Origin of the sequence: Paenibacillus xylanivorans (assembly GCF_001280595.1) — a bacterium.
Taxonomy (GTDB): domain Bacteria; phylum Bacillota; class Bacilli; order Paenibacillales; family Paenibacillaceae; genus Paenibacillus; species Paenibacillus xylanivorans.
Genome location: NZ_LITU01000070.1, coordinates 97,108 through 113,911 on the forward strand (window position 1 = coordinate 97,108; position 16,804 = coordinate 113,911).

The 16,804-nt window shown below is 46.1% G+C and carries 14 protein-coding genes and 2 pseudogenes; 10 read left to right on the top strand and 6 right to left on the bottom strand.

From position 1 onward, the window contains the following. Positions 1-37: 37 nt before the first annotated feature. Entirely contained in the window at positions 38-637 is a 600-nt protein-coding gene (locus AMS66_RS20305) for a hypothetical protein (RefSeq protein WP_053782519.1), read from the bottom strand. Positions 638-1,399: 762 nt separating this feature from the next. Between AMS66_RS20305 and AMS66_RS20310 the strand changes: the two genes are divergently transcribed. Then, positions 1,400-2,002, top strand: a complete 603-nt coding sequence (locus AMS66_RS20310) for a hypothetical protein (protein ID WP_236703541.1) — start codon at positions 1,400-1,402, stop codon at positions 2,000-2,002. A gap of 205 nt (positions 2,003-2,207) precedes the next feature. On the opposite strand, the gene AMS66_RS20315 is transcribed toward AMS66_RS20310, so the two are convergent. Next, positions 2,208-3,125 carry a phosphatidate cytidylyltransferase gene (locus tag AMS66_RS20315; protein ID WP_053782521.1) on the bottom strand — a complete coding sequence of 306 codons (918 nt, stop codon included), beginning with the start codon at positions 3,123-3,125 and terminating at the stop codon, positions 2,208-2,210. A 96-nt stretch (positions 3,126-3,221) separates the two neighbouring features. Here AMS66_RS20315 and AMS66_RS20320 point away from each other — a divergent pair, with 96 nt between their 5' ends. Beyond that, positions 3,222-3,785 (top strand): hypothetical protein, encoded by a 564-nt coding sequence (locus tag AMS66_RS20320; RefSeq protein ID WP_053782522.1) that lies wholly within the window; start codon positions 3,222-3,224, stop codon positions 3,783-3,785. A gap of 61 nt (positions 3,786-3,846) precedes the next feature. On the opposite strand, the gene AMS66_RS20325 is transcribed toward AMS66_RS20320, so the two are convergent. Then, on the bottom strand, positions 3,847-4,308 hold the full coding sequence (locus AMS66_RS20325) for a VOC family protein (RefSeq protein ID WP_053782523.1): 462 nt from the start codon (positions 4,306-4,308) through the stop codon (positions 3,847-3,849). A 162-nt stretch (positions 4,309-4,470) separates the two neighbouring features. On the opposite strand from AMS66_RS20325, the gene AMS66_RS20330 reads away from it, so the two are divergent. From AMS66_RS20330 to AMS66_RS20345, 3 genes and pseudogenes are all read left to right on the top strand, one after another. Continuing rightward, a complete protein-coding gene (locus AMS66_RS20330; RefSeq protein ID WP_053782524.1) occupies positions 4,471-4,905 on the top strand; it encodes an Lrp/AsnC family transcriptional regulator in 435 nt (144 codons plus the stop codon). Positions 4,906-5,382: 477 nt separating this feature from the next. Continuing rightward, a pseudogene (locus tag AMS66_RS31915) lies at positions 5,383-5,947 on the top strand (GntT/GntP/DsdX family permease). Positions 5,948-5,970: 23 nt separating this feature from the next. Then, positions 5,971-7,119 carry a glycerate kinase gene (locus tag AMS66_RS20345; RefSeq protein WP_053782527.1) on the top strand — a complete coding sequence of 383 codons (1,149 nt, stop codon included), beginning with the start codon at positions 5,971-5,973 and terminating at the stop codon, positions 7,117-7,119. A gap of 107 nt (positions 7,120-7,226) precedes the next feature. Here the strand turns inward: AMS66_RS20345 and AMS66_RS20350 are convergent, their stop codons facing one another. Both AMS66_RS20350 and AMS66_RS20355 read right to left on the bottom strand, forming a co-directional pair. Beyond that, the gene (locus AMS66_RS20350) at positions 7,227-8,273 is read right to left on the bottom strand and encodes a CdaR family transcriptional regulator (protein WP_053782528.1); all 1,047 of its coding nucleotides are present in this window, start codon (positions 8,271-8,273) and stop codon (positions 7,227-7,229) included. A gap of 181 nt (positions 8,274-8,454) precedes the next feature. Beyond that, entirely contained in the window at positions 8,455-8,832 is a 378-nt protein-coding gene (locus AMS66_RS20355; RefSeq protein WP_053782529.1) for a winged helix-turn-helix transcriptional regulator, read from the bottom strand. A 237-nt stretch (positions 8,833-9,069) separates the two neighbouring features. On the opposite strand from AMS66_RS20355, the gene AMS66_RS20360 reads away from it, so the two are divergent. Both AMS66_RS20360 and AMS66_RS20365 read left to right on the top strand, forming a co-directional pair. After that, positions 9,070-9,813 carry an SDR family oxidoreductase gene (locus tag AMS66_RS20360; protein WP_053782530.1) on the top strand — a complete coding sequence of 248 codons (744 nt, stop codon included), beginning with the start codon at positions 9,070-9,072 and terminating at the stop codon, positions 9,811-9,813. 268 nt (positions 9,814-10,081) lie between these two features. Then, on the top strand, positions 10,082-13,657 hold the full coding sequence (locus AMS66_RS20365) for an S-layer homology domain-containing protein (RefSeq protein ID WP_053782531.1): 3,576 nt from the start codon (positions 10,082-10,084) through the stop codon (positions 13,655-13,657). 243 nt (positions 13,658-13,900) lie between these two features. Here AMS66_RS20365 and AMS66_RS20370 read toward each other — a convergent pair whose 3' ends face one another. Beyond that, positions 13,901-14,467, bottom strand: a complete 567-nt coding sequence (locus AMS66_RS20370; RefSeq protein ID WP_053782532.1) for a GbsR/MarR family transcriptional regulator — start codon at positions 14,465-14,467, stop codon at positions 13,901-13,903. Positions 14,468-14,667: 200 nt separating this feature from the next. Here AMS66_RS20370 and AMS66_RS20375 point away from each other — a divergent pair, with 200 nt between their 5' ends. From AMS66_RS20375 to AMS66_RS34015, 3 genes and pseudogenes are all read left to right on the top strand, one after another. Then, on the top strand, positions 14,668-15,543 hold the full coding sequence (locus AMS66_RS20375) for a carbohydrate ABC transporter permease (RefSeq protein ID WP_053782533.1): 876 nt from the start codon (positions 14,668-14,670) through the stop codon (positions 15,541-15,543). A 5-nt stretch (positions 15,544-15,548) separates the two neighbouring features. Continuing rightward, on the top strand, positions 15,549-16,457 hold the full coding sequence (locus tag AMS66_RS20380; protein WP_236703542.1) for a carbohydrate ABC transporter permease: 909 nt from the start codon (positions 15,549-15,551) through the stop codon (positions 16,455-16,457). Positions 16,458-16,491: 34 nt separating this feature from the next. Then, positions 16,492-16,804 (top strand): annotated as a pseudogene (locus AMS66_RS34015) (ABC transporter substrate-binding protein); the annotation flags it as partial.

A 16,804-nucleotide genomic window follows, 5' to 3' on the forward strand; every position in this document is an offset into this window, starting at 1 on the left:
CTTTTATCACAAAATTTATTACCATAAGCAAACTCATCTAGTCATCCGTTTTTTCAAGCTCAAAAATAGTCCCCTCTGATAATAAGATCAGCCTATCGTTATTAACAACAAAGAAACTTACGCTAACAGGTATACTGAGCTTTGTTGATGGATCACTTATATCGATGGCTTTTACTACATCATTAGCATTCAGATCCGGCATATCTATTTTATATAGTCTATAAAATGCGTCAGCGTTATCGCATGTTGATGTAATTTCATATAATGGATTCTTCAGCTCATATTGATAATCACTATAGTTTTTAAGTCCTTTAGATGAAAAAAGGTCTTTTTCGATTATAAGGTCATCCCCAATAAATTTTTGCCCTGTTGGATATTCAGAAGCATCATTATAAGAATTTGCAAACCCAAGGTGCTTCTTAACTTTCCAAGTTCCGTAAATAAATTTTTCAGTTTCACTATCCAATTTTACACGTCCTTGCGAACAATACTCGGAGGTGCTAGCTGGACTGGTAGACTCCTTTGCTTCAGGTTTTGGCTCACTAGATGTATTTGAACTTGAAGTCGTTTCAACCTTTCCACAAGCTGATGCTAACATCAGCATTATCATCATACAAGCCAATAATGTTTTTTTCATATCTCACACTCCTACTATAAAATTATGTTTTCGCATGTTTACTCGCTTGATAACTGAGTTAATCCACGTATGGATTAAAATCTCCTGTTCCATCGTTTTTTATATCACCATGTGCTAAAAGCTACTTCCATACAGCGAGTAATCCTTCACTGCTGTATATCAAATGGGGGGATGCTTTTACTTTATTTTTCGATGTCGCTCATTTTTCAACAATTTATTCCCCATTTATCTACCTAGCAGAAATTATATCAGAGCAATTTAAGTGATGAATGACATAAAATTAACATTATTTATGAATAAGGTTAACTTTATGTTATCTAAATCACAATCAGCAATTTCCAATAAAGCCCTGGACAGAGTCATGAGCTTCATCCCCCGTTAATTCGAATTGAAGTGGGTTTCCGAGCGCATCAACTACGGTATGAATTTTGGTGCTTAGTACTCGCGGGAACGTCCGATCGCTTGCCTTGCCCCTTTTGCGCCTGATCCATTCTGGTGAACACGCACAATCGTGGCATCAATCATGACGCTTTCCTCATCAATATCCAGGGAGACGCACTTCAGAACGTCATCCCAATTATGTTTTGTACCTGATTTAAATTAAGTTTATAGGGCACAATCGATGAAATAATCGAGCTATCTTATAACTCATTTACATAATATGGAGCTTAATGTGAGACGATATGGTGTAGTAATTACTATAAGAGTTGCTGATGATTGGAACGTTATCTTTGAAAGAATGCATAATGCTCGTAACTTTAGATGAACATGAAGGGAGTTCCAATGATGAATCTCAATACAAATAAATCTATACTCTGGGTTTCTGCCCTATGTATCCTGTTGCTGACCGGCGCATGTGGAGCGAAAAACAACAATGAATCCGTACAGGAACACGCCTATCCACAATCGAAGCAGCCCATAGAGGAAGCAGGGAATAGTTCCGTTCCCAATATTGAGGCGAAGAATAACAATAATCAGGCGAACGAAAGTGGGAATGAGGGCAAACCTACCGCCCAATCGGAATCCTCTGCTGATGCGGAAGGACAGGTCATGATCGTAATTGACCAGACGGACAAGCCGTCTGAAGGCAACAGCTTTGATTTTGCGATCAAACAAATCCCTGAGGGTTACGCTTTAACCGAGATGCGTTGGACGTCCAACACGGTAACGATTGTGAATTCCTACAAGGAAGCGATTGAGCATGGTGGGAATGGAAAAGAAGGATTTTATATCAGCGGTGACGGGCAATTCTCCGGACTTATCTATTCGGATGAGATGAAGGGGGAACGGGGCAAAGCGACGTTTGTATTTACCAATGACGAGGGGAAGGAAGTCACCTCGGAAAAGGAAATTAAATTAAAATAATCAGGCGGATTATTGCTGTGTGCTACGTCTTCTTCTGTTGATCCAAATGGAGAATGAAACGGACACACTGTGCGTGCGTCTTCAATTCTCCCCCTAAATATGTAAAGCAGCCTTTATGGCTGCTTTTTAGTGATGCCGTAATGTCACACCGCATACTGGTCGATCGTGCGGCGTTCAACTTTGTGTTTTAACGGGTACTACTACTCTACATGAAGTCGAAGAAATAACGCACCACGTGGAACATGACCGGAGAAGTGTACGTCAGGCTGTCGACTCGGCTCAGGTAGCTTTTTTTCAGTGCATCGAATTTGGTGTCATCTCCAATTAACAAATCCCGTTTCAGAACAGAAACCGTCAGACTTCCGAAGAACCCAGCCAGAGCGATTAACACACCGATGAAAAGCGCGAAACGTGCATCAAACGGGGTCAGGTATGGATGAATGAAATAAGAGGCAGCGGTGGTGACAACGAATGCACAGGCGAACCCTTCCCATGTCAAAAAAGGATTGGCGGTGGGCACCACTTTGCGTTTGCCCAGATAGAGTGAGGTCAGATAATGCACGACATCATTCAACTGGGTTAACACGACCAGGAACAGGACCAGCTTTGCGCCATATTCCGGTGTTGCAAACGGGAAGTAGGCTAGATGACTAAGTCCGAATACCATGAGCATCAGTCCCCACTGCGTCGAGCTTACACTGCGCAGGAAACCGACCGTCCCTTTATTAATCAAGCGTGGCAGGGGCAGTACAAGGAAGACATACAGCGGAATAAACAAAATAAACATGCCATACCAGCCGATATAGATCCAGTAAAATTGCACCGGAATCGCCAGATACGCCCATAAAAACAACCTGCGGTCTGCTTTGCGGGTGCTGCGGATCATGGAGAAGTACTCTTTCAGCGCGAAAAAGGTGAGTACCATGAGGGAGATCAGGGAGACAATTGGATTGAAGAGGGTGGCGAGACAGAAGATGACAAGCATGCCCCACCAGGTTTTGATTTTGTTGCCAATGCCCGAATAATCCTTGTCCGGCTGAAGCTTCGTAATGATTTTGTATACGATATGTATGACCAGTAAAGCGATAAAAATCAGTGTTAAAGTAAAGAGTGAACTGCTCAAGTACAATCACCTGCTTATCCAGAAGTAAGATTCCAATATAGGATACCTATGTTATTATGAAGGAATAGTGCCAACTTGATAAGGGGAAATTTGGTTATGACAGCTGAACGCTCGATCTACATTCTGCTTACGAACACAGGAACATTGTTTACCAAGGTTATTCAGAGTTACACCAGAGCGCCATACAATCATGCCTCCATCTCATTTGACCGGGAACTATCCGAGCTGTACAGCTTCGGTCGCAAGCATCCGAGTAATCCGCTGAACGGCGGGTTCGTGGAGGAAGATATTCAGACAGGTACATACAGCAAATATCCAAATACCACATGTGTCATTTATGAGCTTCAGGTGACGGAGCGTGAAGTGGAAAAAATGAAGCGGGTGCTGCACATCTTCATTCGCAGCCGCCAGAAATATATGTACAATCTGCTTGGTGTGATTGGCATTACATTGAAAGAACCGGTGGAGTTCAGCAACTCCTACTTTTGCTCGCAATTTGTTGCCGAGATTTTGCAACGCTCAGGCATCAAGCTGTGGAACAAACTGCCTGCGCTGGTGACCCCGGATGATTTTCGTCAGAGTGAACAACTACAGCTAGTGTATGAAGGGAAGTTAAAGGAGTATAAACCGGAAAACGAAGAGCCGGGTTCCAAGAAATAAAACCATGAAACAGCCTGCTGCCACGGATTTCCGGACAACAGGCTGTTCTGTTTGTGTATTGTTAGATCGACGGTGCGGAGGAGCGATCAAAATCAACTTCTTCGAGGAATTCGATCACTTCACCATTTGGACTATGCACAACCGCATTTCGAACCTGGAGCGAAGGCTCGCCAAGTGAGATCCAATCGGGTTGAACATAAGGCTTAGCACCATGAGCAAGCGCTCGCTCGTATATCTCATCCACATCGTCCACGTAAAAGGCGAAATGCAGCAAAGCCCCATGCTTCACAGCTTCGGGAGAGTCTGCCCGTTCGCCTTCGGCGGCGATAACGGCTCCCGGATCAAACAGTTCAATACAGGTTCGCTGATCCGGTGAGATCAGCATGCACGCTTCGGTAATTTGGAAGGCAGGCAGACTCCAGGAGTGACCAACTTTAAATCCCAGTACATTCGTATAGAATGAGAGGGTATCCTCATAATTACGTGCTTGAATGGCTACGTGAGCCAGTCCTTTTACACTCATGCTCCATCACTCCTTCTTCAGATTGTATTCTAAAGTATAAAGGGAGCGGCACATTGGAACCATGCGATATCAAAGGATATAATGGGGTGAGAGTCACAATTAATGAGCTCTTTTGTCCAAAAAAACTTATTAAATTAGCCTCATTCTCGGGAGGGTCTACAAATGGGTTATGTTATAGATGAAATTGACCAGCAGATCATGCGCTTGCTGCAACACCATGCACGCATGCCAATTGTACAGATTAGCAAAGAGGTGAACATGTCCCAACCTTCCGTTAAGGAGAGAATCCTCAAACTGGAGGAAAATGGGGTCATATCGGGATATGCAACAATCTATGATCTGGCCAAGCTAAACCGCGGGACAACGACTTTTATTTTACTCAAAACAGAGCATTGTGAGGAATTCGTTCACTTCTGTGAACAGGCCGTTGAAGTCACGGATTTATACCGCATCAGCGGTGAGTACAACTATCTGATCAAGGTACAGACGGCAACCATTGAAGAGCTTGCTGAGTTTCAGGACTCCCTTGTGAAGCTTGGACCATCCAAATCCCATATCAGTATGAAAAATATTATGGAACACCGTGTTCTGCTCTAGGAATCGGCGAACATATCCGTGTGATGGGACGGGCTGTCCTATAAGTCATTAGCCTGACGGTGGACGCCCCTTGTTCGGCTTTTTTTGGTTTAACGAACCTGACACACGTTATTCGCCGCCATTTGCACCGTTCTGAGATGTAACGAATCACAGAGACGTTATTCCATCGATGGGGTTGATTTTTAGGCTCTAACACGGTATCTGCGCCGGAATAACGTCACTGAAGTTCGTTAGAATTTCCAATTTTTTAAAATCGGATGCTTAGGGTGCGGTAGATTCGTTAGCTCCTTGCAAGTTTGGCGCATCACGCTGACCGGCCGTGCGGCCAAGCCTACTGAAAGGATAAGCCCTTTCGATATAATCCTATTCCTCATTGTGCATATGCACAATGAATTTCGTCTGTTCATCAATATTTATTTGGCTCACCAGCAACTATAATGAAAGCGTGTTCAACAAGTGCATGGGGGGCAATGGACAATGGAACCTTTAACAATTAGCTGGATCGGCGCACTGGCAGGACTTGCGATTGCGATTATACTGATTCTGAAGAAGCTGAATCCGGTCTACTCTTTATTTCTGGGCGCAATTGTAGGCGCTTTAATTGGCGGGGCCAATCTGGAAGAGACCGTAAACATACTGGTGAACGGCACGCAAAGTGTCATGGGTACCGTGCTCCGCGTTCTGGCTGCCGGGGTGCTTGCCGGTGTCATGATGGAGTCGGGGGCGGCAGAGACGATTGCCCAGGCCATCGTACGAAAATTTGGCGGCAGCAACGGCTTCCACCTCGACAGGGGTCATACTTGCCACCGGTTCATTCGGTGATGCGATTCTGAACATGGGAACCGCTCCGCTCGCAGCGGCGGTTATGGTGCACACAGGTGCGACAGTTATCGATTCACTGCCCCAAGGCAATTACTTTCACGTCTCGGCAGATAGCATGAAGATGACAATCAAGCAGCGGATGGGCGTTATTCCTTATGAAGCGATTGTGGGTGGAACGATGGCAATTGTAGCGACGTTAATCTACGGATTTATCCTTTAATAACATGGATGGGGTGGGAGAAGATGAGAGAGACGACATTTGTACTGGCACCGGATTCATTTAAAGAGAGTATGACAGCGAAAGAAGTATGTGTGGCCATGGAAAAAGGATTGCGTAAAATTTACCCTACCGCGAGCTATATTCATGTACCGATGGCTGACGGAGGCGAAGGCACCGTACAGTCGCTGGTGGATGCTTCTGGCGGTGTAATCCACCATAGAGAGGTGAGTGGGCCACTGGGGCAGCCTGTAACGGCGCAGTATGGCATTCTGGGCGATGGGTTAACGGCAGCGATTGAGATGGCATCGGCGAGCGGTATTCATCTGGTGACAAAGGAAACTCGGGACCCGCTCCGCACGACAACCTATGGCACTGGAGAGCTGATTCGGGCGTGTCTGGATCAGGGCATTCGCAAAATTATTATCGGGATCGGCGGCAGTGCTACTAACGATGGGGGAACAGGTATGGCCGAAGCGCTTGGCGCGAAGTTCCTGGATGCAGACGGGCATCCACTTGCGCGCGGAGGCGGGGTACTTGATCAGTTGGCTCATATCGATGTATCCGGCCTGGATAAACGATTGCAGGACGTAGAGCTCATTGTGGCCTGTGATGTAACGAATCCATTATGCGGGGAGCATGGCGCCTCCCGGGTTTTTGGACCGCAGAAGGGGGCTACACCGAAGATGGTGCAGCTACTGGATGCGAATCTGTCCCATTATGCGGATGTGGTGCAGCAGCAGCTGCACAAGGATATACGTGATGTGCCGGGGGCAGGTGCAGCAGGCGGTCTGGGTGCAGGGCTTTTGATTTTTACACAGGCTGTGTTGCGCAAAGGCATTGAAATTGTCATTGAATATACAGGCCTGCGTGATAAGTTGGTACATGCGGATGTAGTGTTTACGGGCGAAGGCGGCATTGATTTTCAAACGAAATTTGGCAAGACACCTTACGGTGTGGCGCGGGCAGCCAAGGACGCAGGCAAGCCGGTTATCGCCATCGCCGGTTACGTTGGTGAAGGAATAGATACGTTGTACACGGAAGGTATTGATGCGGTGTTCGGTATTGTGCCGGGAGCGTCTGATCTGGAACGACTTTTACGCGAAGGTCCAGAGAATGTGGAGCGTACAACCGAGAATATTGCGAGAGTGCTGAAATTAGGACTGATTTCTTAACATTCTGTGATTCGGTTATGTGAGGAGTATTCGGAGCATAAAGAGACTGAACGGTGCATGTCCGGATGGACAGGGCATTCCGGTACAGTCTCTTTTTGTATTGGGGTCTACTGATATGATGCGAGTAGTCCATGGGTAAGTTCAATGAGTTCCAGCCAATTGTGCGGGTCTTTGCCTGTAAGGGCTTGGATCCGTTTGAGCCGATATTGCAGTGTGTTGCGATGGATGTTGAGATCTTCAGCAGTCGTTGACATGCTGCCATTTTGATGAATGAAGCTTCGAAGCGTGTCCAGCAGATCGGCTGTGTCCTCCAGCTTACTGACGACGTTGTTCTGGCGGGTCAGATTGGCCGTGCTGAAGCGCACCAGAAACTGGACATCATCATAACGGATTAGTGGTGCAGCAGGGCGGAGCGCGAGTACGATGTTCATGGCAGACTTCGCCTGTTCATAACAGACGGCAATGCTCGATTCCCGTTTGCTAACAGAGATGAAAGCTTGGGGCTGTTCCTGATGTACAAGCTGGACGATCGAATCAACGTCGGATTCGCTCTGGATCAGGATGATCTGCGTAAGACCATCCTCCTCGATTGAGAACGAGGGGAGCTGTAGTAATACCCGGCTTGTCTCCGTGTTAAACTCAGGGGCCTCATGGGGAAAGCGAATGTATAGAAGAACGGTCGGTAGTTGCAGATCGATGTGGTATTGCGCCGCTTCTTTCCTGATCTTCTGCGAATAGGAACCGGAGTGGGCAAGCAGTCGTTCCAGAAAGGCTTTTTTCCGAGAAGCTTCATGGGCCATATTTTCCAATTGATTGCGTTGTTCGATCAGGAGGGATACGGTTGTGCGCACAATGTTGCAGAAAGGGCGGACTTCATCCGGATGCCCGGAAATGCCGATGACACCGACGTGCTGATGATTGATCCGGATTGGCTCGTTGGTGCCCATCTTCTCCAATCTGCCATCCTGCCAGACTTCGACGCGGTCTCCGGTGGTCAGGGCACGGACCGCTCCTTGGTGAATCGTGCCTACCCGTTCTTTTTGTCCACTTCCAATGATAATGCCCTGCTCGTTCATGATGTTGATGTTGTAGGGGATGTCCTGCATCATTTTATCGACAATATCCTGTGCTTGTTTTTCCGAAAGCTGTAACATTACATGTCCTCCCTCTCCCGCTCCCGCTGTTCCATCAAGGTGCAATTGTTTTTCTAATATGTCTGTTCAGCTTTGTTTATCCATTGTGCATCTGAACGAAAGTATAGCTGACGTGCTTGTCTTAAACAAGTTTGTATCCTAAAGGGAGAAGGGGCTGCCGTATGTTTTCATATGCTTTCGCTTAGTTATGCAGTTCCCCAGCTAATTTCTCCACCATATTCATCTGCTTGGTTCCGTTCAAGTATTCCAGATGCGCCTTGCCCCAGCCACACATGCCATCCAACAGCGTACTAATGGTCTTCCCGTGTTCGGACAGGCTGTATTCCACCTTCGGTGGAACATCGCCATAGAGCGTGCGCACAATAATCTGATCCTGTTCCAGCTCGCGCAGTTGTTTCGTTAACGTGCCTTGCGCTACATCGGGAATCATGCGTCTTAACTCACCAAAACGCTTTGTGCCTTCTTTCAATAAAATAAACAGGATGAGCGGTTTCCATTTCCCGTTAATGGCTTCAAGCGTAACCAGTACCCCTTGTAACCGTGGCTCCTGTAAATCCATAGTATTCACCTCGATTTATACAACTATATGTAATTCCATCATACCTGATTTTCTCGCTTTCCGCTTATTTCTTCTATTTGGACAGGGCAGGGGTAACCCTATCGTCAGGGTCCATTAGTACGAATTTTCGTACCTGGTACGATCCAATTGCGTACTGTTCAGCACCGTTCATTTCAATAATAATGAACAAAACGCTGGTACAACGAAAGTTCTGGCGATACGAGGGGAAGATGCAGAATGAGTCCATTTACATTAGAGAATCAACGTGTCGTGATCATAGGAGGAAGCTCAGGGATTGGACTTGCAACAGCCGTACAGGCTGCGGAGGCAGGTGCACATGTGGTTATCGCTGGGCGATCGGAGATCAGGCTAGAGGAAGCGAGGGAAGAGATTGCTCATGTTGCAGGCAAAGGCAAGACTAGAGCGGTGTCCGTCGAAGTCCATGTGTTGGACAATCAGGATGAACAGCAAATTGAACAATTTTTCAATCAGGTTGGCGAATTCGATCATCTGTTCACGCCTGGAGCTGCATATACCCGTGGTCCGTTAACTTCAGATCGGGAGACGGCCGAAAGCTGCTTCAAGGGCAAGTTCTGGCCTCAGTACTTTGCTGCCAAGTATGCTGCTCCTTATCTATCGGATTCGGGTTCGATCACGCTGATGTCTGGCGGATTCAGCCAGCGCCCGCTGAATGGTGGTGCTTCCTACGCTGCGTGTAACGGTGCAATCGAAAGTCTGGGCAAAGCACTTGCGGTGGAGCTGGCACCTGTTCGCGTGAATGTCGTATCACCCGGAACCATCTGGCGAGAAGGGCAGGAGGGTACACCTCGCGGCGAACATTTTAAAGACTATGAGAAACTCTCACTTTTGAAGCGTGTTGGTTACAATGAGGAAATTGCGCATACGGTCACGTATCTGATGACGAACACGTTCACGACAGGCAGCACGTTGTTTGTGGATGGCGGATACACGATGATTTGATGCGTCTACCTGTTGTTGTGGCAAGGAGCGGTGAAGGGTTGCTGGGAACGTGAAACTTATCTTAAATTTTGTGCAATGTAGGTCTCCATAATTACCCGAAGCAATAAATATGATGAATAATGACGAAAAATATTTGAGATCCGGCCTGTTTTTCACCTACAGGAAGGGTCTTTTTCCATTTTATAGAGCGATTGTTCAGAATCCGTTCAGAGTTGCGTAATACAATAGGCCTATATTTTGAGAAGCGAGATGAGGGAGGAAAGAATATATGCAATACAGGAAAATAATTAGCACGTTGCTCATTTTGGTGTTGTTGGCTCCTTGGTTGGCGGCACCAGCAGGAAAGGTAAATGCAGGGGCGTCGTATCCAGTACCAGGAAATAGTGGTCTATTAACGATAAAGTATGTGGACGAGAAATCAATTGAACTACAGTGGAAAGACGCACAATCGGAATCTTCTACACCACCTGATGTAAATTACCAGGTATACATATCCAATGCTCCTGATCTTGCAGACATGCAACAAATCAGCGGAACATCAGGTCATCCCTACGGTGATCCGATTAAAGGCTCAGAATCTACAGATGGTACATTTTCGAAAATAATTACAGATCTTATCGAAGGCGATATGTACTATTTCAATGTAGTGGTTAAAGATAAATACTTGGAAACTGCGTATCAAATGCAATCTATTGAATTTACAGTACAGCTGAGTGAGCTGGATCAGTTCAACGATATTAAAAAAAGAAATGATCGTGAGAATGCCAATTTCATACCAGCAGTGATTGAGTTGCTTCGTCATGAGCAATTCATAGCCGAGCCAGATTTCAAATCCTTGTCTGAAGACGATCAGTCGGATATCGCAGTTTATTTGCTGAGTATTGATCCACCGACTAACGATGGATACGAGAGCAAGGAGCAAGTTCAGTTTTTGGTTCAATTAGCTCTTAAAGCCCTTGAAGTGACTCGCCAAATCGGAGGACAGAATGCATTAGCTGCGCTTGATGACCTATATGCGAAGCAAGCAGAACGAGTGCCGTTTTTTGAGTATCCTGCCGCTGGAAGTCAATTATATCAATTGGTTGATTTGTATCTTAGATCATCAGCAATTGAAAAACGAATGACGGCTTATTTATTTGAGTTTAAACTAAAAAGAAGCCCTTCTATTTCACGTGTTCTGTCTTATATGGATACAGCAGTAATGGACACACCTTTAATCAATAATAAGGCGGAGACGGCAGAAGAAATGTTGTCATCGTTGCAGAAGTTGCTTGAGCTTCAGAGGGATATCGAGTCATACAATACGGCTAACCCGGAAAACCCGATGGAGAGCTTGCCTCTGGATATAAGCAAAATGGATAACCTGACGTCAGATGAGCAGGAGCAATTGGCAGATCATATGCTTAGTGAAAGACCGGTTAATGGATATGCAAGTTTTAAAGCGATCCAGACTGCGTTTAACCAATTTTTCCCTGGTAATGAAACTGATGCGTTGGCTGCTGTAAATGCTGCAAAGAGCAACAGCAATATTAATGCTATGATTTTGGCTATGGAAGATCCTGATCTAGGCATTACTCTTCCTAATGGGTACGGTGCTTTATCATTGCAAGAGAGAACATTCATTGCTGGATTTCTGATTGATTATGTGAAGAATGATTATAGAAATAAAGAACAGGTTCAATATATGATTGAACTAGCAGATTTGGCGCAATCCATTTGGGGGCAGAGGGAACTCAGTGCTCTTAAGAACAAGCTGGATTTGTTTGCACAGCAATTGGTGGATGGACCGGAATATTTTAATGACCAACAGACATATTTGCTACGTAGCATTGGGCAACAACATTTGGACCGTAGCAAAGTAGATAAAGGTGTTTTGGCTTATAAATACTTGCATCTAGTTGCTTTTGAACGGTTGGAAGGAGAATTTAAAGGGGATATTGTTAATCCGGACATTGTGCTGAATCTCTTTTCTATGCCTTTGGATTCCTTTGAGAATGCTACTTCTATTCCACTAATGGATCAATGGCTTGATAATGCTATGAACGAATGGATTGCAGGTGAAGCATTCTTCAATAACTATAAATTTAGACGTACAGGTGCCCTTGATTTATCCAAGAGAGCTGAACTCAGCACTGAAGGCAAAAAAGAGCTTGCAGAATGGGTGCTTAATGAACAAGACGGCTATGAGGATGTTGGGAATCTACAATATGTATTCGACCAATTCTTTACGGCCCCTAATGTAACGGGAAATGATATAAACAACACAATAATTGGCTTGGATGACACGATGGAGATTTCCTTTAATGGTAAACTGAACTGGCTTGATGTTGCCACCATTCAGCGTCTTGATTTCAGTGGCGACAAAACGGTATGGGTTCGTTACAAAGCCATCAGTGACTTATTGCCGGGACGTGCGGTGAAGATTGTCTTCACGGCAAATGGTGATAGCAACAACGGAAATGGTTCAACACCTAACCCGGGTGGAAGCACAGGTGGTGGATCGTCAGTGACTACACCTGTAACGACTACACCAACAACCAAGCAGGAACAAATCGTCGTGGACGTGAACGGGGTTAACGGAACAAACCTGACCAAAACGCCGATTACACGTACAACCGAGGCGAATGGTACGATTAAAGATCTGGTGAAGATGTCTGAGGCAATAGCCAAGGAATCGGTGGAAAAAGCAAAACAACTGGGTCTGAATACGGCACGTATTATCATCCCTGATGTGAAAGATGCCGTGTCCGAGACACGCATTGAACTGCCAAAAGCAGCGGTAAAACAGCTGAATGATGGTGAGCTTAGTCTTGAAATTTCCACAGAGAACGCAATCATCTCGGTTCCAACGAAGTCGATTGCCGGATTCGACCAAGACTTGTACTTCCGCATCGTACCGATGAAGCAGGAGTCGGAGCGCAAGGAACTGGAAGAGCGTGCGAAGAAAGAGCAGTTGATCCAACAAATCGCTCCAAATACCAACGTAAAAGTACTGGCTCGTCCAGTTGAAATCGAAACAAATATGCAAAGCCATGAGGTCACACTGACATTGCCGCTGCGTGACAGCCTTCCAACCGATCCTGCTGCTCGTCAGCAAGCATTGGATAACCTGGCTGTGTACATTGAACACAGTGACGGCACAAAAGAGTTGATTCAAGGTAAACTCGTGATGCTTAGCGATGGTAAAGAAGGCATTGAATTCACAGTCAACAAATTCAGCACGTTCACGCTCGTCGTAGTGGATGGACTGAAAGCATCGCAAAGCTCACACAACCCTTATATCAACGGCTTCGGTGCTGATTTCCGCCCGGATACATTCGTAACCCGTGCGCAAATGGCAGCGATGCTGGCTCGTAATCTGGTGGATGAAGCGGGAACCGCATCTACGAACTCTGTAAACTACACCGATGTATCTGCAACCCATTGGGCAACAAGTGATATTCAAAAGGCTCAATCCGCAGGCATCATGAATGGTATGAGCGCTACTCAATTTGCACCGGAAGGTTCAGTCACCCGTGCACAGATGGCGACCATTGCCTACCGCTGGATGCAGCAGCAATCCAATACTACAGTAGCAAACGGAACTGAAGTTTCCTTCACTGATGTATCCATAGATCAATGGGCTTCCGATGCAATTGCTTACGTGCAATCCGCTGGTCTGATGACTGGATACAACGATGGTACGTTTAAACCGGACAGCAAACTAACTCGTGCTGAAGCCGTGAAAGTACTGAACATATTGTTTAAACGCGCTCCATTAACAGGCGTAACTACGCCATCTTTTACAGACGTACCTACAACACACTGGGCTTATGCAGACATTGAGGCTGCGGCACAGAAATAAGATAACAATATCTATAACAACAAAGGGGAGCCCTAACCATGGAAATATGGCGGGGGTCCCCTTTTTGATCTCTAAAGCCACCACAAGTCCTGCAACTACCATTGCTCGCTGAGCTGACTTTTTTAGTTTAACGAACGCAGTGAATGCTATTCATAATAAGGCGTATATGATTCCTTAGCGAGCTGAACATAAGAATATAAGTGTTAAAGTGAAAATCCCTCTACAGCCCCCGCAAACGCTGCTTCAATCACTTTCATGTGGGGCGTCTTTGTAAAAAACACCATCCCGCAGTTGGTCTACAAATCCCTGCAACCACTGATAATACTGCTCGGCATGCTGAAGCTTATGCAGATCCCGCAAAGCTTCCTCCCTCTCTTCCGGCGGAGTTGTTCTGGCAAGAATAATCTCCGATAACTCCGGAATGACCTCCCGAAGGCTTTCTTGCATCACATCAATCTCCCGTTGGAGCTTAGCCCCGAAGAAGTTCTGAAACGTAGTGAAAAAGTTGGTTTCTGCCAAATACAGATCCTGGCGTTCCCGCTTTTCCTCCAATTTATAAATCATCTGAGATTCGGTAAGAGAACGTACAGCGTAACTCATATTACTCTTGCTCATGTTCATGGACGTTTTCATCTCTTCCAGCGTCATGGGTTGATCCTCGAAATACATAATGCCATACAGTTGGCCAAATGAATGATTGACTCCGTATAGATCCATCGTATTGGCAATCGCATCGATCACTTTCTCCCTCAGCTCCGGCCGATAGGACAACGAAGAATGATTTTGGTCCTCGGCAGCTTCTTTTCCCACAATCTCACCTCTAGTATATGGATGGGACTCCCTGTTTTCATTTCATATTTTACATGACATCCCGTTATTTTAACATAACCCGGAATTAGTTTTTTCAAATGTATTATACAATCATTTTTGTACGGAAGTGAAAAACAAATAGATTTAAGGGGATTATGCATCATCGTAAAATAAAATTTGAACAATGAGGAGTGTGCGAATTGCGTGTGAAACTATGGAGGGAGACAGAAGCAGTTCTGTTCACTCTGCCTGCCCTTATCCCATTACTCATTTTCTGGCTGGGGCCCTTGGGATACATTGTATATCTAAGTTTTACGGATTGGGACTTCATGAGTCCTGACAAATTATTTGTTGGTTTGGACAACTACAGCTATCTTCTTACCAACTCGGAATTTTATCGTTCATTGAAAGTTACCTTGTTGTTCGGTCTTGGAAGTGTCGTACCCACCATTGTTGGGGGATTGGCTCTGGCGATGCTTATGAACAGCAAGATTAAATCGTCTGGTTTGTTTCGAACGTTGCTATTCTCCCCTTGGGTGACCCCGACTGTAGCGGTTTCCATTGCGTGGTCCTGGATTTTCGAGCCCGAAGTGGGACTGGCCAACCTGTTGCTTGGTTGGGTCGGTGTCTCCCCGATTGGCTGGCTGAGAGATGCAAACTGGGCACTGGTAGCTGTTCTCATCGTCACGCTGTGGAAATCGATTGGCTGGTCCATGGTATTCTACCTGGTCGCATTGCGTAATCTGCCATCCGATTTGCTTGAAGCAGCATCCATTGACGGTGCAGGCAGCTGGGACAAGTTCCGTAGTATTACGCTGCCGTTGATCTCACCAACCACGTTCTTCCTGTCGATTATCCTGACGATTCAGTCGCTTCAGGCCTATGACCAGATCAACGTGATGACCCAAGGGGGACCGGCTGGATCAACAAGGACGCTGCTCTATATGTATTACCAGTCTGCATTTGAATCCTTTAATGTGGGCGAGGCATCTTCCATCGCCGTTGTTATTATTCTGATCTGCGTTCTGCTGTCAGGGGTATCCTTCCTGCTTGGCCGACGCCTGGTGCACTACTGATGAACATGACCGCTTTAAGCAAACAAACCAGAAAAGATAATAGCCGTGAAAAAGCACAGAAACGGAAGATCCCTGGTGGAGGAAAAGGATTCGCTACTGCCATCCGATATCTGCTGCTTGCCCTGATCAGTCTGACGATGGCATTTCCGTTCTACTGGATGGTTATCAGCGGTTTCAAGACCAATGACGAGATCTGGCAGTTTCCGCCAACCTTCTGGCCTGAAACGTTCCGCTGGAGCAACTATGTGGATGCGTGGCAGTCTGCGCCATTCTTCCGCTACATTTTGAACAGTACAGGGGTAGCGGCAGCGATTTGTCTGATTCAGGTGATCAACTCCAGCATGATGGCCTATGCACTCACCCATATGCGTTTTCGTATGAAAGGGGTGCTCACCGGATTGATCCTGGTAGGCTATATGATTCCGAGTACCGCCGTTTATCTGCCCAGTTATTTGGTGCTCAGTGAGCTTAAATTACTGGATTCCTATACCGGACTGATCGTGTCCAACTGTGTCAGTGTGTTCTCCATCTTCCTGATCCGTCAGGCATTCATGCAGGTGTCTCACGAACTGGTGGAAGCCGGACAATTGGATGGAGCGTCGCATTTCCGCATTCTGTGGACCATTATGACACCGCTGGTTCGTTCGTCATTTGCCGTGATGGTATTGATTACATTCATCGACCAGTACAACAACTATTTCTGGCCGATGCTCATTACCAAAGACCCGAATTTGCAATTGGTATCCGCAGGTCTGCGCAGCTTTTTCGTGGAAGGTGGAGCCTACGGTCTGGCATGGCCGCAGATTATGGCCGCCAGTGCATTTACCATCGCACCGCTGCTCATTCTCTTCCTGTTTACGCAGAAGACGATTATGCAGAGTGTGAACATTACTGCAGGTGTAAACAAAAACTAATTTTTACAACATACTTTATATAGGAGGAATCAAAATGAAATTGAGTCAAGCGAGTATGAAATGGCGGAACAAATTAAAGCTCAGGTGGAGAGGCGGCATGTCACTGGTACTGGCCGCAAGTTTCGCCCTGATCACAGCTTGTGGTTCCACAGCGGATAGCGGCACAGGCACGGGTTCAGACGCAACTGCAGCCAATGGATCTGGTTCTGCGCCAAGTAGTCCAGTGGAGATTGAGTTCTGGTATGGTCTGGGTGGTAACCTGGGAGATAACATGAAGAAGACGATTGACGCCTTTAATGCCTCGCAGAACGAAGTTGTTGTGAAAGGTATTGTACAAGCAGATTACA

Bases quoted from the DNA above. Each gene is read 5' to 3' on its own strand.
- AMS66_RS20310 (WP_236703541.1), top strand. From the start codon at position 1,400: ATGAACATGAAGGGAGTTCCAATGATGAATCTCAATACAAATAAATCT.
- AMS66_RS20365 (WP_053782531.1), top strand. From the start codon at position 10,082: ATGCAATACAGGAAAATAATTAGCACGTTGCTCATTTTGGTGTTGTTG.
- AMS66_RS20360 (WP_053782530.1), top strand. From the start codon at position 9,070: ATGAGTCCATTTACATTAGAGAATCAACGTGTCGTGATCATAGGAGGA.
- AMS66_RS20345 (WP_053782527.1), top strand. From the start codon at position 5,971: ATGAGAGAGACGACATTTGTACTGGCACCGGATTCATTTAAAGAGAGT.
- AMS66_RS20350 (WP_053782528.1), bottom strand. From the start codon at position 8,273: ATGTTACAGCTTTCGGAAAAACAAGCACAGGATATTGTCGATAAAATG.
- AMS66_RS20380 (WP_236703542.1), top strand. From the start codon at position 15,549: ATGACCGCTTTAAGCAAACAAACCAGAAAAGATAATAGCCGTGAAAAA.
- AMS66_RS20320 (WP_053782522.1), top strand. From the start codon at position 3,222: ATGACAGCTGAACGCTCGATCTACATTCTGCTTACGAACACAGGAACA.
- AMS66_RS20355 (WP_053782529.1), bottom strand. From the start codon at position 8,832: ATGGATTTACAGGAGCCACGGTTACAAGGGGTACTGGTTACGCTTGAA.
- AMS66_RS20325 (WP_053782523.1), bottom strand. From the start codon at position 4,308: ATGAGTGTAAAAGGACTGGCTCACGTAGCCATTCAAGCACGTAATTAT.
- AMS66_RS20330 (WP_053782524.1), top strand. From the start codon at position 4,471: ATGGGTTATGTTATAGATGAAATTGACCAGCAGATCATGCGCTTGCTG.
- AMS66_RS20305 (WP_053782519.1), bottom strand. From the start codon at position 637: ATGAAAAAAACATTATTGGCTTGTATGATGATAATGCTGATGTTAGCA.